Source organism: Yimella sp. RIT 621 (assembly GCF_004146205.1).
In the GTDB taxonomy this organism is placed as follows: domain Bacteria; phylum Actinomycetota; class Actinomycetes; order Actinomycetales; family Dermatophilaceae; genus Yimella; species Yimella lutea.
This window is the reverse complement of sequence record NZ_SEIP01000007.1, coordinates 135,101-159,455: the sequence shown is the minus strand read 5'-3', so window position 1 is coordinate 159,455 and position 24,355 is coordinate 135,101. Positions and strand designations below refer to the sequence as shown.

25 protein-coding genes are annotated in these 24,355 nt (G+C 67.4%); 8 read left to right on the top strand and 17 right to left on the bottom strand.

Features of this window, described 5'->3' with window-relative positions; translation table 11 throughout:
* Window positions 1-48: 48 nt before the first annotated feature.
* Genes hutI through EU513_RS08625 form a run of 4 tightly spaced genes read right to left on the bottom strand, consistent with a single transcriptional unit; the run spans window position 49 to window position 4,041 of the window.
* A complete protein-coding gene (hutI, locus tag EU513_RS08640; RefSeq protein ID WP_129625482.1) occupies window positions 49-1,245 on the bottom strand; it encodes an imidazolonepropionase in 1,197 nt (398 codons plus the stop codon).
* Window positions 1,242-2,609, bottom strand: a complete 1,368-nt coding sequence (locus tag EU513_RS08635; RefSeq protein WP_129625481.1) for a formimidoylglutamate deiminase — start codon at window positions 2,607-2,609, stop codon at window positions 1,242-1,244. Before EU513_RS08635 ends, hutI begins: the two co-directional genes overlap by 4 nt.
* Complete coding sequence (locus EU513_RS08630; RefSeq protein ID WP_129625480.1) at window positions 2,606-2,827, bottom strand: pyrimidine dimer DNA glycosylase/endonuclease V; 222 nt, start codon at window positions 2,825-2,827, stop codon at window positions 2,606-2,608. Before EU513_RS08630 ends, EU513_RS08635 begins: the two co-directional genes overlap by 4 nt.
* Window positions 2,827-4,041 (bottom strand): allantoate amidohydrolase, encoded by a 1,215-nt coding sequence (locus tag EU513_RS08625; RefSeq protein ID WP_255407441.1) that lies wholly within the window; start codon window positions 4,039-4,041, stop codon window positions 2,827-2,829. Before EU513_RS08625 ends, EU513_RS08630 begins: the two co-directional genes overlap by 1 nt.
* 23 nt (window positions 4,042-4,064) lie before the next feature.
* On the opposite strand from EU513_RS08625, the gene EU513_RS08620 reads away from it, so the two are divergent.
* Window positions 4,065-4,535 (top strand): aminoacyl-tRNA deacylase, encoded by a 471-nt coding sequence (locus EU513_RS08620; protein ID WP_129625479.1) that lies wholly within the window; start codon window positions 4,065-4,067, stop codon window positions 4,533-4,535.
* Between the two features lie 114 nt (window positions 4,536-4,649).
* Here the strand turns inward: EU513_RS08620 and EU513_RS08615 are convergent, their stop codons facing one another.
* The gene (locus tag EU513_RS08615) at window positions 4,650-6,401 is read right to left on the bottom strand and encodes a urocanate hydratase (RefSeq protein ID WP_129625478.1); all 1,752 of its coding nucleotides are present in this window, start codon (window positions 6,399-6,401) and stop codon (window positions 4,650-4,652) included.
* A 23-nt stretch (window positions 6,402-6,424) separates the two neighbouring features.
* On the bottom strand, window positions 6,425-7,984 hold the full coding sequence (gene hutH, locus EU513_RS08610; protein WP_205744717.1) for a histidine ammonia-lyase: 1,560 nt from the start codon (window positions 7,982-7,984) through the stop codon (window positions 6,425-6,427).
* Window positions 7,985-8,055: 71 nt separating this feature from the next.
* On the opposite strand from hutH, the gene EU513_RS08605 reads away from it, so the two are divergent.
* Entirely contained in the window at window positions 8,056-8,805 is a 750-nt protein-coding gene (locus EU513_RS08605) for an IclR family transcriptional regulator (protein WP_129625476.1), read from the top strand.
* Window positions 8,806-8,899: 94 nt separating this feature from the next.
* On the opposite strand, the gene EU513_RS08595 is transcribed toward EU513_RS08605, so the two are convergent.
* Entirely contained in the window at window positions 8,900-9,877 is a 978-nt protein-coding gene (locus EU513_RS08595; protein ID WP_129625474.1) for an NAD(P)H-quinone oxidoreductase, read from the bottom strand.
* A gap of 158 nt (window positions 9,878-10,035) precedes the next feature.
* Here EU513_RS08595 and EU513_RS08590 point away from each other — a divergent pair, with 158 nt between their 5' ends.
* Entirely contained in the window at window positions 10,036-10,614 is a 579-nt protein-coding gene (locus EU513_RS08590) for a bacterial proteasome activator family protein (protein ID WP_240795979.1), read from the top strand.
* Window positions 10,615-10,627: 13 nt separating this feature from the next.
* Here EU513_RS08590 and EU513_RS08585 read toward each other — a convergent pair whose 3' ends face one another.
* The 3 genes from EU513_RS08585 to EU513_RS08575 are packed head-to-tail and all read right to left on the bottom strand — an operon-like array spanning window position 10,628 to window position 13,381.
* Window positions 10,628-11,605, bottom strand: coding sequence for a hypothetical protein (locus EU513_RS08585; RefSeq protein ID WP_129625473.1), 978 nt, complete (start codon window positions 11,603-11,605; stop codon window positions 10,628-10,630).
* Between the two features lie 31 nt (window positions 11,606-11,636).
* On the bottom strand, window positions 11,637-12,323 hold the full coding sequence (locus EU513_RS08580) for an ABC transporter ATP-binding protein (protein WP_129625472.1): 687 nt from the start codon (window positions 12,321-12,323) through the stop codon (window positions 11,637-11,639).
* Window positions 12,320-13,381, bottom strand: coding sequence for an FtsX-like permease family protein (locus EU513_RS08575; protein WP_129625471.1), 1,062 nt, complete (start codon window positions 13,379-13,381; stop codon window positions 12,320-12,322). The genes EU513_RS08580 and EU513_RS08575 overlap by 4 nt, the downstream gene beginning before the upstream one ends.
* A 183-nt stretch (window positions 13,382-13,564) precedes the next feature.
* On the opposite strand from EU513_RS08575, the gene EU513_RS08570 reads away from it, so the two are divergent.
* Window positions 13,565-14,770, top strand: a complete 1,206-nt coding sequence (locus EU513_RS08570) for a sensor histidine kinase (RefSeq protein WP_205744716.1) — start codon at window positions 13,565-13,567, stop codon at window positions 14,768-14,770.
* Window positions 14,767-15,384, top strand: coding sequence for a response regulator transcription factor (locus EU513_RS08565; RefSeq protein ID WP_129625470.1), 618 nt, complete (start codon window positions 14,767-14,769; stop codon window positions 15,382-15,384). The genes EU513_RS08570 and EU513_RS08565 overlap by 4 nt, the downstream gene beginning before the upstream one ends.
* Here the strand turns inward: EU513_RS08565 and EU513_RS08560 are convergent.
* From EU513_RS08560 to EU513_RS08550, 3 genes are all read right to left on the bottom strand, one after another.
* Window positions 15,373-15,873, bottom strand: coding sequence for an NUDIX hydrolase (locus EU513_RS08560; protein ID WP_129625469.1), 501 nt, complete (start codon window positions 15,871-15,873; stop codon window positions 15,373-15,375). The two genes, EU513_RS08565 and EU513_RS08560, sit on opposite strands and share 12 nt — an antisense overlap.
* On the bottom strand, window positions 15,870-17,027 hold the full coding sequence (locus EU513_RS08555; protein WP_129625468.1) for an AI-2E family transporter: 1,158 nt from the start codon (window positions 17,025-17,027) through the stop codon (window positions 15,870-15,872). The genes EU513_RS08560 and EU513_RS08555 overlap by 4 nt, the downstream gene beginning before the upstream one ends.
* Window positions 17,028-17,118: 91 nt before the next feature.
* Window positions 17,119-18,798 (bottom strand): FAD-binding dehydrogenase, encoded by a 1,680-nt coding sequence (locus tag EU513_RS08550; RefSeq protein ID WP_129625467.1) that lies wholly within the window; start codon window positions 18,796-18,798, stop codon window positions 17,119-17,121.
* 106 nt (window positions 18,799-18,904) lie between these two features.
* Between EU513_RS08550 and EU513_RS08545 the strand changes: the two genes are divergently transcribed.
* Window positions 18,905-19,885, top strand: coding sequence for a hypothetical protein (locus tag EU513_RS08545; RefSeq protein WP_129625466.1), 981 nt, complete (start codon window positions 18,905-18,907; stop codon window positions 19,883-19,885).
* A gap of 17 nt (window positions 19,886-19,902) precedes the next feature.
* On the opposite strand, the gene EU513_RS08540 is transcribed toward EU513_RS08545, so the two are convergent.
* From EU513_RS08540 to EU513_RS16120, 3 genes are read right to left on the bottom strand one after another with little or no spacing between them, the layout of a single operon-like run.
* Entirely contained in the window at window positions 19,903-20,523 is a 621-nt protein-coding gene (locus tag EU513_RS08540; RefSeq protein ID WP_129625465.1) for a hypothetical protein, read from the bottom strand.
* A gap of 49 nt (window positions 20,524-20,572) precedes the next feature.
* Complete coding sequence (locus EU513_RS08535) at window positions 20,573-21,241, bottom strand: histidine phosphatase family protein (protein ID WP_129625464.1); 669 nt, start codon at window positions 21,239-21,241, stop codon at window positions 20,573-20,575.
* A complete protein-coding gene (locus EU513_RS16120; protein WP_205744715.1) occupies window positions 21,232-21,645 on the bottom strand; it encodes a hypothetical protein in 414 nt (137 codons plus the stop codon). Before EU513_RS16120 ends, EU513_RS08535 begins: the two co-directional genes overlap by 10 nt.
* Window positions 21,646-21,752: 107 nt before the next feature.
* Between EU513_RS16120 and EU513_RS15885 the strand changes: the two genes are divergently transcribed.
* Complete coding sequence (locus EU513_RS15885) at window positions 21,753-21,896, top strand: hypothetical protein (protein WP_205744714.1); 144 nt, start codon at window positions 21,753-21,755, stop codon at window positions 21,894-21,896.
* Between the two features lie 66 nt (window positions 21,897-21,962).
* Here the strand turns inward: EU513_RS15885 and EU513_RS08525 are convergent, their stop codons facing one another.
* On the bottom strand, window positions 21,963-23,147 hold the full coding sequence (locus EU513_RS08525) for a CdaR family transcriptional regulator (RefSeq protein WP_129625463.1): 1,185 nt from the start codon (window positions 23,145-23,147) through the stop codon (window positions 21,963-21,965).
* A 126-nt stretch (window positions 23,148-23,273) separates the two neighbouring features.
* On the opposite strand from EU513_RS08525, the gene EU513_RS08520 reads away from it, so the two are divergent.
* Window positions 23,274-24,329, top strand: coding sequence for a ferredoxin reductase (locus EU513_RS08520; protein ID WP_129625462.1), 1,056 nt, complete (start codon window positions 23,274-23,276; stop codon window positions 24,327-24,329).
* Window positions 24,330-24,355: the final 26 nt, after the last annotated feature.

Sequence of the window (24,355 nt, the reverse complement as noted above, 5' to 3'; positions counted from 1 at the left end):
GCTCGATGAGGAAGGGCCGCACCGATTCGGTGCGGCCCTTCCTCATTCCTACTCCAGGTGCAGCTCATCCAGCTCTTCTCCCGCGGGAAGGCCGACCGCCGCAGCGATCGGCACCCCCGGCCGGTACGCCAGGTGCAGGTGACTCGGCGCATCGAGAACTGCGAGGTCGGCTCGCGCTCCCGGAGTGAGCACGCCGATATCGTTGCGGCGCAACGACGTCGCCGCCCCGGCAGTCGCCGCCCATACCGCCTCGGCAGGAGTCATCCGTAGCTCGCGCACCGCCAGCGCGATGACGAACGGGATCGAACTGGAGTAACACGTACCCGGATTGCAGTCGCTCGCGAGTGCGACCGTGGCGCCGGCATCGATGAGGTCACGCGCCCGCGGGTACGGCATCCGGGTGGAGAACTCCACGCCCGGCAACAGCGTGGCCACGGTGTCGCTCGCCGCGAGCGCATCGACGTCACCGTCGGTCAGGAAGGTGCAGTGGTCTACGCTCGCCGCACCCAGTTCCACCGCGAGTTGCACGCCGGGACCGTGACCCAACTGGTTGCCGTGTACCCGCACACCGAGTGCCCTCGCCTTTCCGGCGTCCAACACCGTGCGTGATTCCGCCTCGGTGAAGGCGTACTGGCTGTGTGGTTCACAGAAGACGTCGATCCACTTCGCGTGCGGAGCGCACGCCTCGAGCATCGGTCCGGTCACGAGTTCGACGTACGCCGCGCGGTCTTTCCTCGCCTCCGGCGGCACGACGTGAGCACCCAGGAACGTTGTCTCCGAGGTGAATTCGCGGGCGATACGCAGCGACCGGGCCTCAGTGTCCACATCGAGTCCGTAACCCGACTTGATCTCCCAGCTGGTCGTCCCCTGGCCGCGCATCTCCTGGACGCGGCGACGGACGAGCGAGCGCAGTTCGTCGTCCGACGCGCCCCGGGTGGCGGCCATCGACACCGCGATGCCACCTCCGTCGTACGGCTCACCGGTCATCCGTGCCGAGAACTCAGCGCTGCGGTCCCCGGCGAAGACGAGGTGAGTGTGGCTGTCGACAAAACCCGGCAGCACTGCTCGTCCGCCGACGTCGCGGTGCAGGTCCGCCGCGGGCGCCTCGGACTGCAGACCGATCCATTCGATCGCCTTGTCCGACACCACGATCGCCGCGTCCTCGACGATACCGAGCAACCCGTTGTCCTGCTCTGCGTCATTGGTGACGAGTTCGCTGATGCCGGTGATGAGCGTGCTGGTCATGCGTCCTCCCAGAAGGGTGCGATGGAGTCGGCGAGCATTCGTCCCACGTCGCCGAGGCGGTGGTGCCCGTCGGTCACGATCGGCTCACCGTCACGGACGACGGTGTGCACGTCGGCCGACGTCGCGGCGAACAGAATCTGCGCCGGGTCGATGCCGGCCGTGCGTGGTGAGTCGAACGAGACGGTGACGAAGTCGGCGTGCATTCCGGGAGCGAGCTGTCCGGCGTCCTCCCAGCCCAGGCTGTCGTGCCGGGTGGCCATACCGAGGAGGTCCTGCGCTGCGAAGTGACCTCGTGCATTGGTGCGCAGACGCTCATGCATCTCGACCGCTCGAATCTCCTCGAACATGTCGATCACCGCGTGCTGGTCGCTGCCCAGCGAGATGCCGACTCCGCTGTCGCGCAACGCTTTCGTCGGACCGATGCCGTCGGCGAGGTCACGCTCGGTCGTCGGACAGAAGCTCGCGAAGGCGTGCTCGTCTGCGAGCAGGCGGATGTCCTCGTCGTTGAGGTGGGTGGCATGGACTGCGGTCAGATTGCGATCGATCAGGCCGGCTTCCGAGAGGAGCTGGGTCGGGGTCCGTCCGTAGTGAGCGAGGCAGGCTTCGTTCTCCGCCGGCTGCTCGCTCAAGTGGATGTGCAACGGATCGACGGACCATGTGCCCTCGCAGACGTGTGAAGCGAGGTTCGCGGCGGCTGTCAGTTGGTCGAAAGGCACCGCACGCACTGAATGCATCGCGGTGCCGACGGCGAAGCCGCGCGAATGCCAGGCGTCGAGACGGCTCACCCGTTCACCCCAGGCCATCACGTCCGCATCGCCGAACCGACGTTGCTGGGCTGACAACGGGGTGTGCCCGTCGACGGTCAACCCGCCACGCAGATAGCAGGTGTCGAGCAGGGTCAACCGGATACCGGCGTCCCGTGCCGCTTGCTGCAGGGCCATGCCCATGACATTCGGGTCGTCGTACGGGGTGCCGTCCGGGTTGTGATGCACGTAGTGGAACTCACCGACCGTCGTGATGCCCGCGAGCGCCATCTCTGCGTACGTCGCCCTGGCCAGCGATAGATAGTTGTCGGGGTCCAGTTGCCCCGCAACGTGATACATGCGGTCACGCCAGGTCCAGAACGTGCCCCCGCCGTCGTGGGTGCGACCCCGCAAGGCGCGGTGGAAGGCGTGGCTGTGGGTGTTCGCGAAACCCGGCATGGTGACCCCGGCCAGCACCTCGGCATCCCCGGCCGGCGCGTCCTGCTGGACGGCGACGAAGCGTCGGGCATCGTCGCCGTCTTCTGCGTCCTCGATCGTCAACAGCACCGACCGCGCGAGTCCGTCGGGCAGCAGTGCGTACTCGCACCAGAACTGCTTCATTTCACGATCTCCCACGGTTCGATCCCGCCGTCGACCAACTCGAGCATCGGGTGCGCAGCGAGGGGTTCGGGCGTGGCTCGCCACCGTTGGAGTTGCGGGTGCCGGGTGTAGCCCTTGGTGTGCCCGGCAAGCACGGATTGAGCCGGCAGGGTCTCTCGCCGACACGACGCCAGAGCCGCGCGGTCGAGTTGAGCGGGGTGGACCGGCCAAATGCGCATCAGACGCTCGCCAGGTCTTCCAGCACCTTCACCAGTGCGTCGACGCCTCGGTGACAGTCGTCCGCCTCGGCGAACTCCTCGGGTGTGTGCGAACTGCCGGTCGGGTTGCGCACGAACAACATCGCGGTCGGCACACCGGCATTGGCCAGGATGCCTGCGTCGTGGCCGGCGCCCGTGCCGAGCATCGGCGTGTGTGCACCGAGCGTGCGCTGCAGTCGGGCACACAGCGAGGCGTCGAACGGTGTGGTCGGGGTCCAGGACTCCTGGCTGAGCGCACCCGGGAAACGTCGCTCGAGTGCGGCGATCGTGTCGAGCACGAGGCGCTCGTCGCTGCTACGGGCGTCCAACCAAGCGGTGACATGCGAAGGAATCGCGTTCACACCACCGGGTTGTACATCGAGTTTGCCCACCGTTGCGACACAACGGGATTCACCGTCGCGGCGGGCAGCTTCCTCGCGGGCGGCCTGGACGAAGGCAGCCGCTTCGAGCATCGCGTCGGCTCGGTCGCCCAGCGCGGTGGTGCCGGCGTGGTCGGCCCGTCCGGCGAAATCGGCGCGCCACCGCCCGTGCGGCCAAATGTCCGTACCGACGGCGACCGCGGACGTGGCCGGGTCGAGGTCGGCCAGGGCGCGGCCCTGCTCCACGTGCAGTTCGACGAACGCAGCGATCCGGCGCAAGGTCTCCTCGTCCCGTCCGATGCCCGTGGATCGACCGGCGCGCTGCATGGCTTCGGCCATCGTCACACCGTCGGCATCCTTCAGCGCGAGCGCACGGTCAGCGGTCATTGCACCGGTGATCACCCGTGAACCGGCGCAGGCAACACCGAAGCGTGCACCTTCCTCGTCGCCGAAGTTCACGATCCCGATCGGACGATCGGGCCGGAACCCGTTGTCCTGCATACGTTTCACAGCGGCGAGGGAAGACACGACGCCGAGCGGCCCGTCGTACGCACCACCGTCCGGCACCGAGTCGAGGTGCGAGCCGGTGACGACCCCGGCGGTTGCGTCCGGGTCTCCCCACCAGGCCCACTGGTTGCCCATCCGGTCCTCGACAAGGTCGAGACCGAGTGCGCCGCACTCACCGGCGAACCATTCGCGCAGCGTGAGGTCCTCGTCGGTCAGCGCGAACCGTCGGTAACCGGCCGTCCGACCGTCGCGTCCGATCGGTTGCAGTTCGGCCCACATCGCGTCGAAATGGGAGTGCACAGAAGTCACCTGTCCAACCTAGGCTCGGTCACATGGCTGACGAAACGACTCCGGCGATCGAGGCCGCCCGTGCGGCAGGTATCGAACACACCGTGACCCGGCACGGGAAGGTGTCGAGTCTGGAGGAGGCCGCGGCAGCGCGTGGGATCGAACCGCGCGACCTGATCAAAACCCTCGTCGTGCGGGTCACCGACGACGAGTACGTGTTCGTGCTCGTGCCGGGTGACCGTCAGTTCTCCTGGCCGAAGGTGCGTGAGCTGCTCGGCACCAAACGACTGTCGATGCCCGACGCGGCGACGGCCAAGCAGGTGACCGGGTACGAACGCGGCACCATCACCCCGTTCGGTTCGGCGCGCGACCTGCCGGTCTACGCCGACGAACACCTGCGCGGCCGCACGATCAGTCTCGGTGGTGGCGGTCACGGCGTCGGTCTCTCTGTCAGCGGTGACGACGTGATCGCCCACTTCGGTGCCACCGTCGCCGACCTGTCCGAGCAGGACTGATCCGAAAGTCCGCATAACTCGTGGGTCGACCCGTCTGATCTGCGGACACTCCCCACGAAAGTCCGCAGAACGCGTGGGTCAACGCGCTCGATCTGCGGACTTTCTGGGGTCATCTCAGCGTCCTGCCTTGGGTGCCTTGGACTCCGCGGCCTTGCGGGTGGCGGCCAGTTGGGCCGCATCGGCGTCGTCGGCGTCCCGCACGACCGGCTCCATCGGCACTCGCACCCCACGCTCGTCGGCGATGTCGACCGCACGCTGGTAACCCGCGTCGACGTGCCGGAACACACCGAGCGCCGGGTCGTTGGTGAGCAACGCGTTCAGCTTTGCGGCTGCGAGGTCCGTGCCGTCCGCGACACCCACCTGCCCGGCGTGGATCGAGCGTCCGATGCCGACCCCGCCGCCGTGGTGCAGCGAGACCCAGGTGGCACCGGAGCTCGCTGCGGTCAGGGCGTTCAGCAGCGGCCAGTCCGCGATCGCGTCCGAGCCGTCGAGCATGCCCTCGGTCTCCCGGTACGGGGACGCGACCGAGCCCGAGTCGAGATGGTCGCGACCGATGACGATCGGCGCGGAGACCTTGCCCTCCTTGACCAGTTGGTTGAACAGCAGGCCCGCCTTGTGGCGGTCGCCGTAGCCGAGCCAGCAGATGCGGGCCGGCAGTCCCTCGAACTCGACGAATTCGCCTGCGGCGTCGAGCCATCGGTGCAGGTGCTCGTTGCTGGGGAAAAGTTCCTTCAGAGCTGCATCGGTGACCTCGATGTCCTTGGGGTCACCCGACAGTGCGACCCATCGGAACGGACCGAGCCCTTCACAGAACAGCGGACGGATGTAGGCGGGGACGAAACCGGGGAACGCGAACGCCCGGTCGTATCCGGCAGCACGTGCCTCGTCCCGGATCGAGTTGCCGTAGTCGAAGACCTCGGCACCGGCGTCCTGGAACCCCACCATCGCCTGCACCTGGCGGGCCATCGACTCACGAGCCTTCTTGGTGAAGCCGTCCGGGTCGCCCTCGGCCTCGCGCTGCCATTCGTCGACCGAGTACTCCAACGGGAGGTAGGACAGCGGGTCGTGCGCGGAGGTCTGGTCGGTGACGACGTCGATGTGGATGTCGCCGTTCTGGTGACGCTCGAGCAATTCGGGGAAGACGTCTGCGGCGTTGCCGACGATGCCGATCGAGACCGCGCGCTTGTCCTGCTTCGCCTTGTTGGCCCGCGCGATGGCGTCGTCGAGGTCGTCCGCGATCTCGGTGAGATAGCGCTTGGCGACGCGACGCTCCATGCGGGTGCGGTCGACATCCGCGATCAGGCAGACACCGCCGTTGAGCGTCACGGCGAGCGGCTGCGCGCCACCCATGCCGCCACATCCACCGGTGAGTGTGATGGTGCCGGCCAGTGTCCCGTCGAACCGCTTGCGTGCGACGGCGGCGAAGGTCTCGTAGGTGCCCTGCAGGATGCCCTGCGTCGCGATGTAGATCCACGAGCCCGCAGTCATCTGGCCGTACATCATCAGGCCCTCGGCTTCCAGCCGGCGCAACTCCGGCCAGGTGGCCCAGTCGGGCACGAGGTGGGAGTTGGCGATCAGGACGCGCGGTGCCCACTCGTTGGTGGTGACGACACCGACCGGCTTACCCGACTGCACCAGCAGAGTTTCATTGGGCTGCAACGACTTCAGTGTCTCGACGATGGCGTCGAACGCCTCCCAGCTCCGGGCCGCGCGGCCCGTGCCGCCGTAGACGACGAGGTCGTCCGGACGCTCGGCCACCTCGGGGTCGAGGTTGTTCATCAGCATCCGCAGGGGCGCTTCGGTCTGCCAACAGGTGGCGGTGATCTCGGTACCGCGGGGAGCGCGGACAGGGCGTGCACCTTGCATCGTAAATCTCCTTCGGCGGTGGGTCAGTTGAGCGGGCCGGTGACGGACTCGGCGGCCTGTACGGCCATACCGCCCGTCACGAGTGCGCTGACCCGTTCGATCTCGGGCGAGAGGTACCGGTCCGGGCCGGGCTTGGGCAGGTCGAGCTGTTCGATGAGCGCAGCGGTGATCGGGCTGGGCTCGAGCGGAGCGCGCAACTGCACGCCACGGGCAGCGGTGATCAGCTCGATGCCGAGCACCCGAGCCAGCCCGTCGACGGCCCGGCGCAGCTTGCGTCCGCCGGCCCATCCCATCGACACATGGTCCTCCTGCATCGCGCTGCTCGGGATGGAGTCGACGCTGGCCGGGGAAGCGAGTCGCTTGAGTTCGGAGACGATGCCGGCCGCCGTGTACTGCGCGATCATCAGTCCGGAGTCGACGCCTGGGTCGTCGGCCAGGAAGGGCGGCAGACCGTGGTTGCGGGCGACGTCGAGGAAGCGGTCGGTGCGCCGTTCGCTCATGCTCGCTACGTCGGCGATGACGATCGCGAGGAAGTCCAGCACGTAGGCGACGGGAGCGCCGTGGAAGTTACCGTTCGACTCCACGCGTCCGTCGAGGGTGACGACGGGGTTGTCGACGGCCGAGGCAAGTTCCCGGTCGGCGACAGTGATCGCGTGAGCCAGGGTGTCGCGCGCGGCGCCGTGCACCTGCGGCGAGCAGCGCAAAGAGTAGGCGTCCTGGACCCTGGTGCACGCTTCGGGGTCGCGGTGTGACTCACGAATACCACTGCCGGCCAGTGCTTTCCGCAGGTTCTCGGCGGATGCTGATTGACCCGGATGCGGACGCAGCACGTGCAGTTCCGGCGCGAACACGTCGTCGGTGCCCAGCAGTCCCTCGACACTCATCGCCGCCGACAGGTCGGCAGTGGTGAGCAGCATCCGTAGGTCGTCGATCGCCAGGCACAGCATGCCGAGCATCCCGTCGGTGCCGTTGATGAGCGCCAGGCCCTCCTTCTCCTGCAGCACGACCGGTTCGATACCCACCGCGCGGAGCGCTTCACCGGCCTCCATCAGGGTGCCATGGGCGTCCAGCACCTCACCCTCACCCATCAAGGCGAGCGCACAATGCGCCAGCGGCGCCAGATCGCCGGAGCAGCCGAGCGAGCCGTACTCGCGCACGCACGGCACGATGCCGGCGTTGAACATCGCGACGTAGGTATCGAGCGTCTGTGGACGGATACCGGTGCGACCGGTCGCGAGGGTGGAGATACGCAGCAGCATCAGTGCGCGCACCACCTCGCGCTCCACGAGCGGACCGGAACCGGCGGCGTGTGAGGCGACGAGCGAGTGCTGGAGCTGCTGTCGCTTGCTCACCGGAATGTGTTGCGTTGCAAGAGCGCCGAATCCGGTGGAGATGCCGTAGTGCGGCACCGTGTCATTAGCGAGACCGTCGATGATCGCCCGCGACTTCTCGACCTCGGCCCGCGACTGCTGCGACAGCGCGATCGGGCATCCGTGCCGGGCAACCGCGACGACGTCGTCGATGCTCAGCGGACCGATCCCGACTTCGACAGCTTCTGCGTGCTCGTTGCTCATGTCTGTCATTCCACTCCCGTCGCGGCCGGAGCGACACCGCCGAGGTATCATCACTGTCTCAGATATGAGACAGTCGAACAGTGCCCGATGCCGGCGAAGCGCTCGCCCTCCTTCAACTGCTCGCCCGACGAGGCACGCCCCAGCCCGGCGCCGCCCTGGCACGCGAACTCGGCATCCCGCGTTCGTCGACCTACCGACTGCTCGGCGTGCTGCGCGATGCAGGTTTCGTGACCCACTCCCCCGACGATCGACGCTGGGGACTCGGCGTCGCTGCTTACGAACTCGGCTCGGCCTACACCCGCCAGGAACCGCTGCAACGGGTCGCCCTCCCGACCATCCGGCGGCTGGTCGACGAGGTGCAGCAGAACGCCCACCTCGCCGTGCTTCACGGACGCGATGTGCTCTACGTGATCGAGGAGCGAGCGCCCGGGCGTCCCATGCTGGTGACGGACGTCGGCGTCCGGCTGCCCGCCCCGCTCACCGCGTCCGGGCTCGCCTTGCTCGCGGCGCAGCCCACCGCTCAGGTCCGCGCGCTGTTTCCGTCACGAGCCGAGTTCGTTCAACGCCAAGGCGTGGGACCGACCTCACTCACGGCCCTCCGATCGGAACTCGCGCAGGTGCGCCGTCGCGGCTACGCGATCGAGGACGGCTCTGTCACACCAGGAATCGCGTCGATCGCGGCGTGCGTGTTCGACCACACCGGGCAGCCGGCAGCCGGTCTGGCGTGCACCTTCGGTGCCGACCTACCTGAGTCGGACCGCGACGACCTCGTGGCGCAGGTGCAGGCGAGCGCCGCGTCGCTCAGCCACCGCCTCGGCCACCGAGCCTGACCCACCCCGAATCCGCGTGAGTTTCTGCCCTTCGCCGCGCCTGGCTAAGGGCAGAAACTCACGCCGATTTTGATAGCGCCTGCGTGATTGGCTCTCAGACGGTGAGCAAGACCTTGCCGATATGCGTCGAGTCGTTGAGCAGACGATGCGCATCGGCCACCTGGTCGAGCGGCATCGTCCGGTCGATGACCGGCTTGATCTGTCCGGATTCGATCAGCGGCCACAGATGCTTGCGGACCTCGGCGACGATCCGCTCCTTGTCGGCCTTGTCGCGTCCACGCAACGACGTGGCGATGACGGAGCCCCGCTTGGCCAGCAGCGCCCCGATGTTCAGCTCCGCCTTCGCACCACCCTGCATGCCGATGATCACCAGGCGCCCATCGGGCGCGAGCGCAGAAACGTTGCGTGCCAAATACTTTGCACCGATCACGTCGAGGATCACATCGGCTCCGCGCCCGTCGGCCGCATCCTTGATCTGCTCGACGAAGTCCTGCTGCTTGTAATCGATCAGGATCTCGGCGCCGAGTTCGCGGCACCGTTCGAGCTTCTCGGCAGACCCTGCGGTGACAGCGACCCTCGCCCCGAGCGCGCGGGCCACCTGGATCGACATGGTGCCGATGCCGCTGCTGCCGCCGTGCTGGAGGAACACCTCACCCTCCTGTAGGTGCGCGGTCATGACGATGTTCGACCACACCGTGCACGCGACCTCGGGCAGACCGGCAGCGTCGATCAGTGAGACACCGCTGGGAACGGGAAGCAACTGCCCCGCCGGGACAGCGACCTTCTCGGCGTACCCACCGCCGGCGAGCACCGCACAGACCTCGGCGCCCGCGCTCCAGCCGTCCACGTCGTCGCCGACCGCGCTGATCGTGCCGCTGACCTCGAGGCCGGGAATGTCCGACTCACCCTTCGGCGGCGGATAGTGGCCCTGACGTTGCAGCAGGTCGGCCCGGTTCACCCCGGCCGCCGCGACATCGATCACGACCTCGCCGGACCCCGGCTGCGGGTCGGGCACCTCGGCAAGGGTCAGCACGGACTCGTCGCCGAACTCGGGAAGGGTCACAGCACGCATGTGTCGACCCTACGACCGGGGACGGACGTGTCCATGGGATCGAAACCACCTTCTTGACGTCCGCGGCACTTCTGGACATGCAGATCACGACCGGCGTTGCCGACGGCACCCGTTGCGGTCTGGACCGCCAGACACGAACCGGATGTCAGGATGGGGCCATGACGCCCGAGGACGAGAACACCCAGCAGGACGCGGCGACCGCAGCCGACGAACACGGCCGGTTCGTGGTGATCACCCAGGACGGCATGGGTGTCGCCGATCCGAACGAGAACTCCGAGGACTCGGACGAGGAGTCGAGCGACCGTAAGGTCGAGAACGCCACCGAGCTGGTCGAGCAGCCGGCCAAGGTGATGCGGATCGGCTCGATGATCAAGCAGTTGCTCGAAGAGGTGCGCACGGCGGGCCTGGACGATCAGGGGCGCAAGCGGCTGGCCGACATCCACCAGCGTTCGATCGCCGAACTGAAGGACGGTCTCGCGCCGGAGTTGGCCGAGGAACTCGACCGCATCGTGCTGCCGTTCGGTGAGGAAGCGCCCAGCGACGCGGAGTTGCGGATCGCGCAGGCGCAGTTGGTCGGCTGGCTGGAAGGTCTCTTCCACGGCATCCAGACCGCGATCGTCGCTCAGCAGATGGCGTCACAAGCCCAGTTGCAGGCGATGCGACGCGGGTTGCCGCAGCGGGCCGAGCAGCCGTCCGAACATGGCGGGGACGACCACCCGACGGGTCAGTACCTCTGACGCGCTCGCACGTTCACTCGTACATCACGTAATCGGGCCTCGGGGAGAGCGCCAGCACCTCGTCCGGTTTCATCAGCGGCCCACCACCCGCGGTGTCCTCCTGATAGAAGATCTTGAAGCCGCCCTTGATGTTCGAGGGCGTGCCCTTCATGACCGCGTCGTACGCCTTCACCTTGTCCGCCGGTACGCCGATGCCGTCGACGGACTTGATGACCAGCACGCCGGGGTGTTGCTTGAGTCCCGACTCCTCGGTGAAGATCGAACGGCGCAGCACGTGGACGATCAGCGCTTTCTCCGGCAGGTCGTTCTCCTTCACCAGTCCGGACAGGTAGGCCGCGACCTCGTCCACCTTCGCGCCCGTCGTCGTGCCGAACACTTTGCCCGGGATCTGCCCGGGCTTGATCGCCCACTCCGGGTCGAGGGCGAGACCGATGTGCGGTTTGAGCAGCCACTCCTCGTACGCCTTCGCCTCGTCCAGGAAGGACGCGAGACCGGGCTGGATGTCGAGCAGCAGGATGGCCCCGTTGTCCTCTGCCGCCTTGCTCCACTCCCCGATCACCTTCGGGTCGAGGCGCTCGCGGAACATGCCGTCCCGGCCGGCGTACGGGTGGACGACGGTGGTGATCAGTTCCATGACCGGCAGCGGCTTCACCGTGCCGTCGTCGTACTGCTTGACGACCTTCATCATCTTGTCGATCTGCGCCTGCAGATCATTGGTCGCGCCGAGCTCTCCGAGCGCCGGGGCACCGGGCATTCCGCAGTAGCCGACGAGCCGGTGCTGCGGCAGGATCGTGCGCGCCCCACCCGGCAGCGTCTTGCCGGCAGGCGGCGTGGACGAGGGCGCAGGCGTGGTCGACGACCCACCGGAGGGTGTCCCGGAGGTCCCCGGCGTCTTGACCGGGTCGTTTGTGGACTCACTGCTACATGCGCTCAGTCCGACCGCCAGGGCTCCGGCCAGGACTGCACGACGACTTGTCTGGTTCTGGGTCACGCCCGCCACCCTAGGCGACCGCCCTGCGCACTCAGGCGAACACCGGTTCCTGCATCCGCCCGTCGGCCAACCGCACCACCTCGTCCTGCTCACCCAGCGTCGCGAGGTCGTGCGTGACCACGATCGTCCCGGTGCTCTGGTCCTTGGTGATCCCCCGCAGCAGGTCGATGACCTCGACGCCCCTCTCGTGGTCGAGCGCAGAGGTCGGCTCGTCCACCAGCAACAGTTGCGGGTCGTTCATCAGCGCCCGCGCGATCCCCACCCGCTGGCGCTGGCCGCCCGACATCGCCGCCGGACGACGGTTCGCCACGGCCTCCAACCCCACCGACTCGAGCAGGTGCATGGCGCGCTCCCGCATCTGCGCCGAGCGGTCACCGGACAGACGGGCCACCATCTCCAACTGCTCCATCGCGGTGAGTGATCCGATCAAGTGGGGCTGCTGGAAGACGAAGCCGATCCGATTTCGACGCAGATCGGTACTTCGCGACCGGGAGGATCCGGTGACGTCCTGGCCGGCCAGCATCACCCGCCCTGACGTCGGCCGCAAGAGCAGTCCGGCCACCGCGAGCAGGGTCGATTTTCCTGATCCGCTCGGGCCGGTCACCGCGACGAACGCACCGCGATCGATCGTCATCGACACGTCGTCGAGCGCCTTGACGACACCGTCGCCGTCCGGAAATTCGACCGAGACCCGTTCGAGTTCGAGTGCGTGAGTCATCGGGCGCCTCCGAGTGCGGCCATCGGGTCGACGGTCACGACACGGCGCAGGGCTGCCACCGCACCGATCAAACCGACCACTACGAGAAGGACGAGTGGTTGGACGACTGTGCGTGCCTCGATGACGATCGGCACGCGTCCGCCGACGGCGAGGCCGGCCGCGACGGACGCGGCAGCACCGAGCACGCCGCCGATGAGCAGGGTGAGCAACGCCTGCCAGAGCGCGTCCCGGACGAGGTAGGAGGTGCGGGCGCCGATGGCCTTGAGGACGGCGAGATCGGGTTCGCGTTGCACCGTCCAGACGGTGAAGAACGCACCGATCACGAGTGCGCTGATCGCGATGAGCAGACCCCGGATCATCGTCAGCGACCCGTTCTCCGCGGAGTACGAACCGATCGCGCCGAGCGCGTCGTCCTTCGTCTTCGCCAGCAAGCCGGTCGAGGACTCGAAACCGGTTGCCTCGAAGGAGGATCCGACGTTCATGAGAATCACCGAACCGACCCCGTCGCTGGGATCCTGTCGTCCCACCGACGGGGTCACCCAGAGCACGGGCAGGTGGCTGAACGACGCATCGTCGACCGTGGCCGCGACGCGCAACTTGCTGCCGGCAACGGTGATCTCGTCCCCGGCACCGATCCCCCGATCGTCGGCCAGTTCACGGCTGATCATCGTCGATCCGTCGGCAAGTCCCTTCGGCGCGGCTGGGGCCGACGGGTCGATCCCGAACAACGCGACCTGGACGACGACACCGTCCACCGTGGCGCGCGAGTTGCCGATACGCAGCGGATCGGCCGACCTCACTCCTGGTTGGCGCCGGGCCGCGGCCACCTGTGCGTCAGTCACCCGGCCGGCGTTCATCGACAGTTCCTGTCCGGCGGCGGGCTTCTCGAACACGATGCGATCGGTCGACAAGGACGTCACTGCCGAGATCGACTGCCGCGCAAGCCCTTCGGTCAACCCACTGAGCACCACCACAAGTGCGGTGATGAGGCCGACCGCGGCGACCATCAGGGCGAATCTGCCCCGAGCCCACCACAGGTCACGGACTGCCAAGAACACGTTGCACAACTCCTTCTGGACACACTGATGTCGATGTCGTCCAGTTCACCCCGCACCAGGCAGGTCGCACATCGCGCAACCGATGGAATCGGCGGATCGACCGTCGATGGACGACGGGATCAACCGTTCGATGGATGCCGCGAGGAAGCGCCGACGGGCGCTGTCGAAGTACGGTCGATGGTGATGCCTGCCGCCACCGCTCCGATCGCACCGAGCCCTGTGCTGCGTACTCTCCAACTCGCCGTGCACGGGCTCTTCGCACTGCTGTTGGCCGTCGGGACGGTCCGCGGCGCGCAGGAGAGCAGCCACCCGATCCCCCTCGTGCTCGGGTGTCTCGCGCTGGGTGCCTGGTACGCGATCGGACTCGTCGCCGAGAAACGCAGGCCCTCGTCCGGTGTCGTCTGGTTCGCAGCGCTGTTCGTCGGGTGGATTGCCCTGGTCGCGGTGAGTGTCGAGTTGTCCTGGGTCGCGTTCGCGCTGTTCTTCATCGCGCTGCACCTGCTCCGGGTGCCAGTGGCCCTGGCCGTCATCGGGCTCGCAACGCTCGTCGTGGTCACGGCTCAGTTGGCCCGGGGCGACGGCCCCGTGGTGCCGCGCATCCTCGGCCCCTGCATCGGCGCGCTGGTGGCGATAGGCATCGCATCCATCTACCGGCAGCTGCGGACCGAGAGCGAGCAACGAAGGCAACTGAACGCCGAATTGCTCGCGGCACAAGGTGATCTGATCGCTACCCACGACGCGCTCGCCGGTGCTCAGCGTGAGGCCGGAGTGCTGCAGGAACGAGCCCGCCTGGCCCGCGAGGTGCACGACACCCGCGCGCAGAGCTTCTCCAGCATCGTGCTGCTGTCGCGTGCCGGGCTCACCGGCACTGCCGACGAATCCCAGCTGCGTGACGTGCTGACCCGCATCGAGCAGGCGGCCGCCGACGGCCTCACCGACGCGCGATCGGTGGTGCACGCCCTCACCCCGACCGAGCTCGAACGCGCCCCGCTCTCTGCTGCGCTACAACGGCTGATCGACCGCCAGTCCGGCCCGACCAGACTCGAACTCGTCGTCGACGATCAGGTGGGCTCGCTCCCCACCACCGTCGAGGTCGCACTGTTACGCATCGCGCAGGGCGCCCTCGCGAACGTCCGTCAGCACGCCGATGCCTGCCGCGCGGTCGTCACCCTGGGCGGGGACGCCCACGTCGTCCGACTCGATGTCCGCGACGACGGACGCGGTTTCGACCCGTCCGCACCCATCGTCCCGAGTCAGAGCGGCGGCTACGGGTTGAACGCCATGCGAGCCCGTACCGAAGAGACCGGTGGACGCTTCGCGGTCGAGTCCGCACCCGGTGAGGGCACCACCGTCCAGGTCGAGATCCCGTTGAACGGAGCGCGCTCATGACGCGAGTGCTCATCACCGACGACCACCCGGTGGTACGCGCCGGTCTCCGGATGCTGTTGGAGGCAGCCGGAATCGAGGTTGTCACCGAAGCCGCGAGTGGCACGGAGGCGATCGAACTCACCCGGATGCACCAACCGGAACTGGTACTGATGGATCTCCAACTCGGGCCAGGCATGGACGGCGTCGCGGCCACCGCCGCATTACGGGAACTGCCCGATCCCCCGCACGTGTTGATCGTGACGACCTATGACACGGACGCCGACATCCTGCGTGCCGTCGAGGCGGGGGCCGTCGGCTACCTGCTGAAGGACGCGCCGCCCGACGAACTGATCCGCGCAGTCCGCAAGGCCGCGCACGGCGAGACCGCCCTCGCACCCGTGGTGGCAGACCGGTTGCTGGCGAGTCTGCGGAACCCGGTGCAGCGGCTCAGCGCTCGCGAACTCGAGGTGCTCACACTCGTGGCCGACGGCGCATCCAACCGGGAGGTCGCGAGGAAGATATTCGTCAGCGAGGCGACGGTGAAATCACACCTGGTGCACATCTTCGACAAGCTCGGCGTGGATTCCCGCACCGCCGCCGTCGGGCGCGCCCGCGACCTCGGGCTACTGCGCTGACAACCGGCCGGGCTGCGGCACGGTGGACGCAGCGCGAACGGCCTTGAGGATCCGCGCGGTCGCGTAGTCGGCCTCGGGCCAGCCGACCAGATCGAGCCAGGCGTGGTCGTACGCCTCGCTGGCCACCGTGACCTCGGGTTCGCGGTCACAGACGACGCGGAAGATGACGTCGGCGTGCCGCACCCGCGGGTCGAACACGACGGTGACCAGGTCGCCCGGGTCGATGTCGATCCCGGTTTCCTCCGCCACTTCCCGCCGCACCGCGTCCCGGGGTTGTTCGCCGCGGTCGATCAGACCACCCGGCAGGGAGTAGCCCGCGCGATGCGCCTGCCGCAACGCCAGGAGCTTGCCGTCGAACTCGATCAGCGCGATCGCGCCCAGGGAATAGGTGGGCTTGAAGGTACGAACGAGCCGCTGGCCGACCGCCGGGGAGAGCTTGCGGTAGAGCCGGAAACCGGTGCGCTGCAACGCACCTGGTTCGTCGCTCATGTTTTCGCCACCTCGGCCGAGTCGGCGGTGCTGCCGTTCGGCCGGGAAGTGTGGTGGTGACGTACCGCCTTGATCGCGTTGTTGAGCACCGCGATCAACGGGACGGCCACGAACGCTCCGAAGATGCCGGCGAGCAGCGTTCCACCGGTGACGCCGACGAGGATCGCAAGCGGGTGGATGTCGACCGCCTTGCCCAGGATGATCGGGTTCAGCAGGTTGCCGAACAACTGGACGATCAGCACCAGCGCGACGGCGACGACGATCGCAGTGGTGAGGCCCTGGCTGACGAACGCGATCAGGCACACCACCACACCTGCGACCAGCACCCCGATGAGCGGCACCAGCGATCCGAGGAAGAGCAGCACGGCCAGCGGAACGACCAACGGCATGTCGGCGATCATCATCACCGGCACCATCGCGAGCGCATTGATCGCGGCCAGCAGTACCAGGCTGCGCATGTACGCGGTCAGCGTGCGCCAGGCAGCCTGTCCGGCCTCCTGCGCGTGGTCGTGGATGTGATCGGGAAACATCGAGACGAACCATGCCCACATGCGTCCCCGATCGAACAACATGAACAAGGTCGCGAACAGGCAGAACACCCCACCGGACAGCACGCCGATCGCGCCGGTCGCACGATCGAGCGCCTCGGACGATCCGCCGAACTGCTGCTGCAGAGTGTCACCCAGTTGAACCGAGAAGCGGTCGGCCTGCTTCGGAGTCATCTCCAACGGACCGTGCACCAACCAGTCCCGCACCGAGGCCAGACCACCGTTGAGTTGGTCCAGCAGGCTGTCCTTGGAGTAGGCGATCTGGCTGATCACGAACCACAGCAGCCAACTGATGATCGCAATACCGCCTAGGAAGACGATCAACACCGCGAGGGTGCGTGGCACCTCCCATCGGGTCAGCAGCGCGACCATCGGCTGGAGCAGCGCAGTGATCATGATCGCCACGGCGATGGTGATCGTGACCAGACTGATCTCGTTGAGCAGCCAGAACAGCGTGATGACACCGCTGACGATCAGGATCAGACACAGCGACCACCATGCGGCGACCTGCACCCCGAAACTGACGTCGTCCAGCGGACGCTTGGGACGCTCGTCCTGAGCATCCGCCGGTACTTCGGCCGACACCATGGCGGGGGTGGTCTTCACCGGCTGAACCGCATCGGGCTCCGCGGCGGAAGCCCGTCCGGAACGAAGGAAGTCACGCACAGTGACAGCCTGCCACTGCTCGACCGCCGGTTCAGCCCACCCGACGAGCGAGTGACAGGCCGGCCGCTCGTCCGGAGAAGATGCAACCACCGAGGAACGTGCCCTCGAGCGCGTTCTTCCCGTGGACGCCGCCTCCTCCGAACCCGGCCGCTTCGCCGGCGGCGTACAACCCTTCGATCGGGTTGCCGTCGCTGCCGAGCACCCGCGACTCGAGGTCGGTCTGGATGCCGCCGAGCGTCTTGCGGGTCAGGACGCTCAACTTCACGCCGATCAACGGACCGTGCTCGGGGTCGAGCATTCGGTGCGGAGCGGTGACGCGGCCGATCTTGTCGCCGCGGTAGCTGCGGGCGTTGTGGATGGCGTTGACGGAGAAGTCCTTGGAGTACTTGTTGCCGATCTCGCGGTCACGTGCTTCGACCTGGGCCGTGACGACATCGACGTCGAGCAACGGTTCGTCGGTCAGCGCGTTCATCTTCGCGACGAGCTCGGGGAGGGTGTCGGCGGTGACGAAGTCCTCGCCGTTGTCGACGAACGCCTGCACCTCGCGCTGCGTGCCCTTGGCCACGCGCGACTTCAACACCGCCTTCACGTCCCTGTCGGTGAGGTCGCGGTTCTGCTCCGAGCCCGACAGAGCGAACTCCTTGGCGATCATCGTCGTGGTGAGGATGAACCATGAGTGGTCGTGCTGGTCGATGCCGGGCGTCGTGCGCAGGTAGCGCAGCGTGCCGAGCGTGTCGTAGGAGGGGAAGAACGGTGCGGGCAACTGGCGCCCGAGCGCGTCGAACCACATCGGCGAGGGTGCGGACAGGATGCGGATCGCGTGGTTCGGCCACACCGGGTCCCAGTTGTGGATGCCCTCGACGTAGTGCCACATGCGGTCACGGTTGACCAGGCGACCGCCCGCCTCGGCGGTGATCTCGATCATGCGTCCGTCGACGTGTGCAGGGACGCCGGTGATCATGCGCTTGGGCGGCGTGCCGAGACGCTCCGGCCAGAACTTGCGGACGAGTTCGTGGTTTCCGCCGATGCCGCCGGACGCCACCACGACCGCCTGCGCGGTGAACTCGAAGTCGCCGATCTCGTCCCGGTTGCTCGACACACCACGTTCACAGGAGTCGGGCGCGAGGACGCGTCCGCGGACGCCGATGACGGCGCCGCCCGAGGTGACCAGGCCGTCCACACGGTGCCGGTGGGCGAAGGTCACCAGGCCTTTCTGCGCTCCCTCACGGGCCAGGTCGATGAACGGCTTCGCGATGCCCGTGCCGGTGCCCCACGGCACGTGGAACCGGGGCACCGAGTTGCCGTGCCCGGTCGCGCGGCCGTCGCCCCGCTCGGCCCAACCGACCATCGGTGTGAACTTCACGCCTTTGCCGGTGAGGTACTCGCGCTTGATCGACGACGCGAACTCGACGTACGCGCGTCCCCATTGCTTGCCCCAGTGGTCTTCGTCGTGCTCACCGTCGAGGCGATCCCATTGCGCGCTGCCCTGCCAGTCCTGCCAGGCAAGATCGAAGGAGTCCTTGACGCCCATCCGCTTCTGTTCGGGTGAACCCACCAGGAAGATGCCGCCGAACGACCACCAGGCCTGACCACCGAGGTTGGCTTCGTTCTCCTGGTCGACCACGAGCACCTTGCGGCCCGCGGCGACCAGTTCTGCGGTGGCCACCAGACCGGCGAGCCCGGCTCCCACGACGATGACGTCAGCGTCCATCACGACAACTCCTACTGTTGGGTAGTGACGAAGTTAGTCGCCCAGGACTGATCGCGGGAGTCGTTCGTCCTAACCGATCGTCCTGATGCCCAACTAGATTGGGCGCATGGACGACGCGCCCACCCTGCACGCTGCGATCGATGAGCTCTACTCCGGCGACCCGGCCGAGTTCATCGCGACCCGCAAGCGGTTGGTGGCGCAGATCCGGAAGGCGGGCGACAAGGAAGTGGCGCAGACCGTCGGTGGGTTACGTCGTCCCTCGGTGGCAGCGGACGCGGTCAATCACCTTGCCCGGCAGCAGGATCCACCGGACATCCCGGCGCTGCGCGAACTCGGTGAGCGGATGCGCGAGGCGCAGGGGCGGATGGACGCCGCCACCCTGAAGAAGCTGGGTGCCGAGCGGTCCGAACTCATTGCACAACTGCTCGCCGACGCGGAACCGCATGGGGCCGGTACCGCTTCGGCCAAGGATCAATTGACGCAGACCTTCACCGCTGCGCTCGCCTCGCAGGAGGCGGAGGACGCCGTGTGCAGCGGCAACCTGGTGAACCCGTTGTCCTACAGCGGTTTCGGCGATGTCGAGGTGGACGAGGCGGTCGCCGTGCCCTTGCGCGAACTGCAGCAGGCACGGTTGGCCGAGATCGCCGAGCGGGACGCCGCACGTGCAGAACGCCCGCTGCGCTCGGTGGGGTCCGACGAACCGGCCGAACCCGAAGATCAGCCGGACGAGGCACCGGCCGCGGACGAACCCACACACGAGGAGCCCACGGAGGACGCGCCCACCGAGGAAGCGCCCGACGACGCCGAGCCGTCCGACGGGCCCGAGGACGCTGCCGAGGAGACCCCCGAGGAGGAGACTCCCGACGAGGAGGCAGAGAAGCCGACAGAATCGGCGAAACCAGCTGAGAAGGAACCGGTTTCGTCCGAAGACGCACAACGCGTCGTCGAACAACTGAAAGACCTGGAGCACCAGGCGCAGGAGGCGGTCGACGCCGCGCGCGAGGCACTGGCGGCTGCCAAATCACACGCGGCGGCGGTCACCAAGGCTCGCCAGGACGCCGAGGACCTGCTCGACTCACTCGGCTGAGTGACGACGAGCCGCAGTCAGACCTTGATCTTGCTCAGGCAGTAGGTACGCATCTTCTGGGCGTCGGAGTTGAAGTTCTTGGTCGACACGGTCTGTCGGCGGACGCGCGCGGTGGCCATGTCGTCGAAGTCCTTCGCGACCGCCCAGACCAACGGAGTGAACTGCTTGTCGCCCGGCGTCTTGGTGAGCGTGCGCAGGTAGGTCGCAGTCTGGCGGAAGCCCTTCGCAGCGTTGTCGAGCTGCGTGCTGTCCTTGGAGCGAACAGCGGCGTTCCACTCGTTGACCGCACTGTTCGACCGCGAGTTCGCGTTGATGCACGACTTGACCAACGTCGGCGAGGCGGCCGGCTTGGACGAGGTGGCCGACGGCTTGGACGACTGACTCGAGGCGGGACTCGAGGAAGCGGCGGAGGTCGGAGCGCTCGATGACGAACTCGCCGGGGCGGACGACGTCGCAGCACTCGAGCGAGTCGAGGTGGCCGAGGTGGTGGTGGACGAACTCGACGTCGAACTCGTCGTAGACCTTGAGGATGAACTCGAGGAGTTGTCGTCACCACTGTTGCACCCGCCGAGGGCGAGAGCACCCACCACGAGAACGGCCGTCGGGGCGGCCGCCCGGCCGCGTCGTGCGTACGTCATCCGAACACCATGCAACGCGCCGCCCACGCCCGCCAAATCAGCGAATCCGTCAGTCCTCGTCGAACGGGTGCCCGGTCGGACCGTCGTAGGGGTCTGGGTCGTGCGGGCCGGTACCGGCGAGCGCGGTGCCGAGCCAGGACACGACGCTCCACCCATCGTCCGAATCACCTTCCAACACAACGATTCCGGTGTTGGGTAGTGGTTCTACGGCGAGGTCGGTGTCCTTGATGTTGTCGGCGCGCTGGTAGGTCCAGAAACGGATCACCGCACCGTGGCTGACCATCACCGCAGTGCGCGCACCGGATGCCTCGATGCGCGCGACGCTGTCGTCATAGCGGTCCAACACTTCGTGACCGGTCTCGCCGCCGGGGACCCGCTGGTCGAGGTCACCTTCGGCCCAGTCACCCAGCAGCTTGAGGTAGGCGTGGATGCTGTCGGGGTCGGTGCGCTTCTCCAGCTCGCCGGCCTGGATCTCGTGCGTGCCGGGGAGCGCCTGCGGCTCGATGCCCAGGTGCTCGGCCAGCGGTGCGATGGTCTGCTTGGTGCGCAGGGCACGACTGGTCCACAACCCGTCGATCTGTTCCCCATGCAACGCCGCCGGGATGGCTTCCGCCTGCTCGACGCCACGGTCGGTCAGACCGGGGCCGGGAAGAGTGGTGTCGAGCGAACCTTGCACGTTGGCCGGCGTCTCGCCGTGCCGAATCAGGATCAGCCGCATGGGTCCATTCTCACCATGGACCTGACCGGGACGTGAACCCTCCGTGAGCTGAGACGAAGAACAGGCGGCGTCAGCGTCCCGGCTTCGCCGTGGCGTAGGCGTCCAGCTTGCCCGATCCGGCGGCCGGCGTTCGTCATCCTGCAGGAGTCACCCGAGCGCAGTTCGCGGTCGAGCCGGCACAGTTCGTCGATGCTGATCCCGACCTTGCGTGCGCCCGCCACCGACTCGGCCGACAACAGGTCGATCTGCGGCGCGGCGAGCTTCCCGCTGTGCTGAGTTGTGGCGGCGGCTGTCACACGCATCGCAGAACCGACCAGAGTCGGCGACAGGGCCGCCGCGTAACCCTGATTGCCCGCGACGTTCGGGTGGTAGGACTCCTCGATCGGATTCGATAACCCGTTCACCCACTCGACGCTGTCGCACCCGGTGGGTGTCGAACGCTGCACGGACGTCGACCGTCTTGAACCCGCGGTTCGCCGCCTTCGTGAGTAGCAGCGTGTCGAGCTGGTCGGTGGCGGCATTGAGTGACTCCTGGGGTGAGAACCAGGTGAGCGCGTTGCAGTCCTCACCGTTGAACAGCCGCGGATATCCGGTGAACGCCACCGGCGGCAAGTGCTGCGACGCAGGTGAGGGCGGCAGAGGCGAGGACGCGTGAGGTGGCCACGTGCCAAGCGTGGCGATGTCCGGGTCAAGCCGTCACCGCCTGATCGTCAATTCTCGGTTACGAATGCCGAGCGCGCAGCACCAGTTCGAGTTCGAACCGGGACTGCGGATCCTCCAGGGCGTCGCCGAACAGTTCGCGCAGTTGCCCGAGCCGGTAACCGACCGTCTGCGGGTGCACGTGCAGTTCCTCGGCGATCTTCTTGCGCTCGCCGCGCCAGCGCAGCCAGGCTTCCAACGTCTCCAACAGACGCTCGCGCTGCGTCTCGCCGGCCTCGTCGAGAGGTGCGAGTCGACGCTCGGCCAGGTCCGCCACCAGTTCACGCTGCGAGGCGAGCACCACGTCGACCACGTGGTCGACGACCCACCGCGGTTCATCGACCGACGGAACTCCGAGTGTCTGCATCGTTGCGCGCAACGACTCGTTCACCGCTGTCCAGGGGCGCCCCGGGCCGAGCCAGGCACTGCGTCCCGCGAGCGCCAACTCGAGTTCGCGGTGAGCGGTGGGCGTGCTCGGCTCAGGCACGATAGCGACGGCTTGCCCCCCGCGAGCGGACGCGAGCGCCCGATCACCCAGGCGCAATCGCAGGCCCTCCGCGTTCTCCAGCGGCACAACCAGCGCGATCAAGCGGTCCGGGATCACCCAACCGGCACGCGCCGCCAACCGACGCACCTCGATCTCGTCCACGCGAGTGGACAGCAACGAGTTCAGCAGGGCTGCACGGGCGCGGTCCCGCTCCCCCATCTGCCGGGACTGTTCCTCGGCGAAGCCCTCGACGCTCGCCGCCGAGATCTCGTCGAAGTACACGAAGATCGCTTCGCCGACATTGAGCAGGACGCGCGCGTCGAGTCCGGCCTCGAGCGCTGCTTCGCTCACGCTGCGCAGCGTGAGGCGGGCGCCGAGCCGGTAGGCGGACAGCAGGGCTTCCAGCGAACGACCGGTGCGCGCCTCGCCGATGCCGAGCGTCCGATAGATCGCACGGCCCTCGGGAGTGAAGGGCGGCTCATCCGTGCCGGGCAGTTCGATCAGCAGACGCTGCAGCGCGGTCTCGACACCACGCCGCACGGCCGCACCGAACTCGCCGTCGAGCGGGCGCGCGTACTCGGTGATCTCACGGGGAATGTTCCTGATGATCGTCGCCACCAATTCAGGGACGACGGGACCGATCGTGGCACTGATCTCAGGCGGCAATTGAGCCCACGGCTGGGGGCGACTCACCCGATCGGGTGTGACTGGTGTGGTCATGAGCGAGCCTCCGAACGAAGAAACGTGCCGTTCCGTCCCATTATTATCACCGGAGCACAGTTTATCGGTCGACATTCTACCTACAGACTCACCGTTTACGCGGACCGCGCCAATCAGAATTGACGTATGGGAGTTCTGAAGGCGATTCATCGTGCCGCGTCCGTCTGGACGTCGCCGGCATCCCCTGAGGACTACCTGCAGATCATCAATCCTCTCGCTTCCGCGCGTCAGCTGCGCGGTGTCGTCACCGAAGTCCGCCGACACGGCACCCGCTCGGCGACCATCTCCTTCCGGCCCGGACGTGGCTGGGAGCCGCACTTGGCTGGGCAATGGGCCCGCATCGGGGTCGAGATCAACGGGGTCCGCCAGTGGCGCTCGTATTCCCTGTCCGCGGCCCAGGGGCACGACCCGGAGATCACCGTCACCGCGATCGGACGCGTGTCGCGCCACCTGGTCGAACACACCAAGACTGCCGACGTTCTGTTCCTCGCTCCCCCGCAGGGTGAGTTCATCCTGCCGACCGGCCCACGCCCGTTGCTGATGATCACCGCGGGCAGCGGCATCACTCCGGTCATGTCGATGCTGCGCACCCTGATCCCGAGGCGCCCCGACGCCGACGTCGTCCTGATCCACTCCGCCCGCAGTGAGGACGATGCACTGTTCATCGACGAACTGCGTACGATGGATCGGCAGTACGCTGGCCTGACCGTCGTCATCCACTTCACCGGCAACAACGGACGTATCGACTTCAGCAACGCGTCCGCGGTCGAGACCGTCTGCCCCGACTGGCGCTCGCGCAAGGCCTACGTGTGCGGCCCCACCGAGTTGCTCGACGACACCGAGAAGCTCTGGGCGAACGCCGGACTCCCGCAGGGCCTGCAGGTGGAGCGATTCGCACCGGCGCTGCTCGCACCGTCCGACACCGACGGTGGCCCGATCACGTTCGCCAAGTCCGACAAGGAAGCCGTCTGCGACGGCTCCACCCCGATCCTCGAGGTCGGCGAAGAAGCCGGCGTCATCATGCCGAGCGGTTGTCGAATGGGCATCTGCCGCACCTGCCTGACTCCCCTCGTCTCGGGTCAGGTGCGCGACTTGCGCACGGGCGAGATCCACGCCGACGAGGGCGAACTCATCCAGACCTGCATCACGGCCGCTGTCGGCCCCGTCCATCTTGAAGTCTGAACCGTTGCACTTCACGAACCCCCTTG

Bases quoted from the DNA above. Each gene is read 5' to 3' on its own strand.
- hutI (WP_129625482.1), bottom strand. From the start codon at position 1,245: ATGACCAGCACGCTCATCACCGGCATCAGCGAACTCGTCACCAATGAC.
- EU513_RS08635 (WP_129625481.1), bottom strand. From the start codon at position 2,609: ATGAAGCAGTTCTGGTGCGAGTACGCACTGCTGCCCGACGGACTCGCG.
- EU513_RS08630 (WP_129625480.1), bottom strand. From the start codon at position 2,827: ATGCGCATTTGGCCGGTCCACCCCGCTCAACTCGACCGCGCGGCTCTG.
- EU513_RS08620 (WP_129625479.1), top strand. From the start codon at position 4,065: ATGGCTGACGAAACGACTCCGGCGATCGAGGCCGCCCGTGCGGCAGGT.
- EU513_RS08615 (WP_129625478.1), bottom strand. From the start codon at position 6,401: ATGCAAGGTGCACGCCCTGTCCGCGCTCCCCGCGGTACCGAGATCACC.
- hutH (WP_205744717.1), bottom strand. From the start codon at position 7,984: ATGACAGACATGAGCAACGAGCACGCAGAAGCTGTCGAAGTCGGGATC.
- EU513_RS08595 (WP_129625474.1), bottom strand. From the start codon at position 9,877: ATGCGTGCTGTGACCCTTCCCGAGTTCGGCGACGAGTCCGTGCTGACC.
- EU513_RS08590 (WP_240795979.1), top strand. From the start codon at position 10,036: ATGACGCCCGAGGACGAGAACACCCAGCAGGACGCGGCGACCGCAGCC.
- EU513_RS08580 (WP_129625472.1), bottom strand. From the start codon at position 12,323: ATGACTCACGCACTCGAACTCGAACGGGTCTCGGTCGAATTTCCGGAC.
- EU513_RS08570 (WP_205744716.1), top strand. From the start codon at position 13,565: ATGCCTGCCGCCACCGCTCCGATCGCACCGAGCCCTGTGCTGCGTACT.
- EU513_RS08565 (WP_129625470.1), top strand. From the start codon at position 14,767: ATGACGCGAGTGCTCATCACCGACGACCACCCGGTGGTACGCGCCGGT.
- EU513_RS08560 (WP_129625469.1), bottom strand. From the start codon at position 15,873: ATGAGCGACGAACCAGGTGCGTTGCAGCGCACCGGTTTCCGGCTCTAC.
- EU513_RS08550 (WP_129625467.1), bottom strand. From the start codon at position 18,798: ATGGACGCTGACGTCATCGTCGTGGGAGCCGGGCTCGCCGGTCTGGTG.
- EU513_RS08545 (WP_129625466.1), top strand. From the start codon at position 18,905: ATGGACGACGCGCCCACCCTGCACGCTGCGATCGATGAGCTCTACTCC.
- EU513_RS08540 (WP_129625465.1), bottom strand. From the start codon at position 20,523: ATGACGTACGCACGACGCGGCCGGGCGGCCGCCCCGACGGCCGTTCTC.
- EU513_RS08535 (WP_129625464.1), bottom strand. From the start codon at position 21,241: ATGCGGCTGATCCTGATTCGGCACGGCGAGACGCCGGCCAACGTGCAA.
- EU513_RS08525 (WP_129625463.1), bottom strand. From the start codon at position 23,147: ATGACCACACCAGTCACACCCGATCGGGTGAGTCGCCCCCAGCCGTGG.
- EU513_RS08520 (WP_129625462.1), top strand. From the start codon at position 23,274: ATGGGAGTTCTGAAGGCGATTCATCGTGCCGCGTCCGTCTGGACGTCG.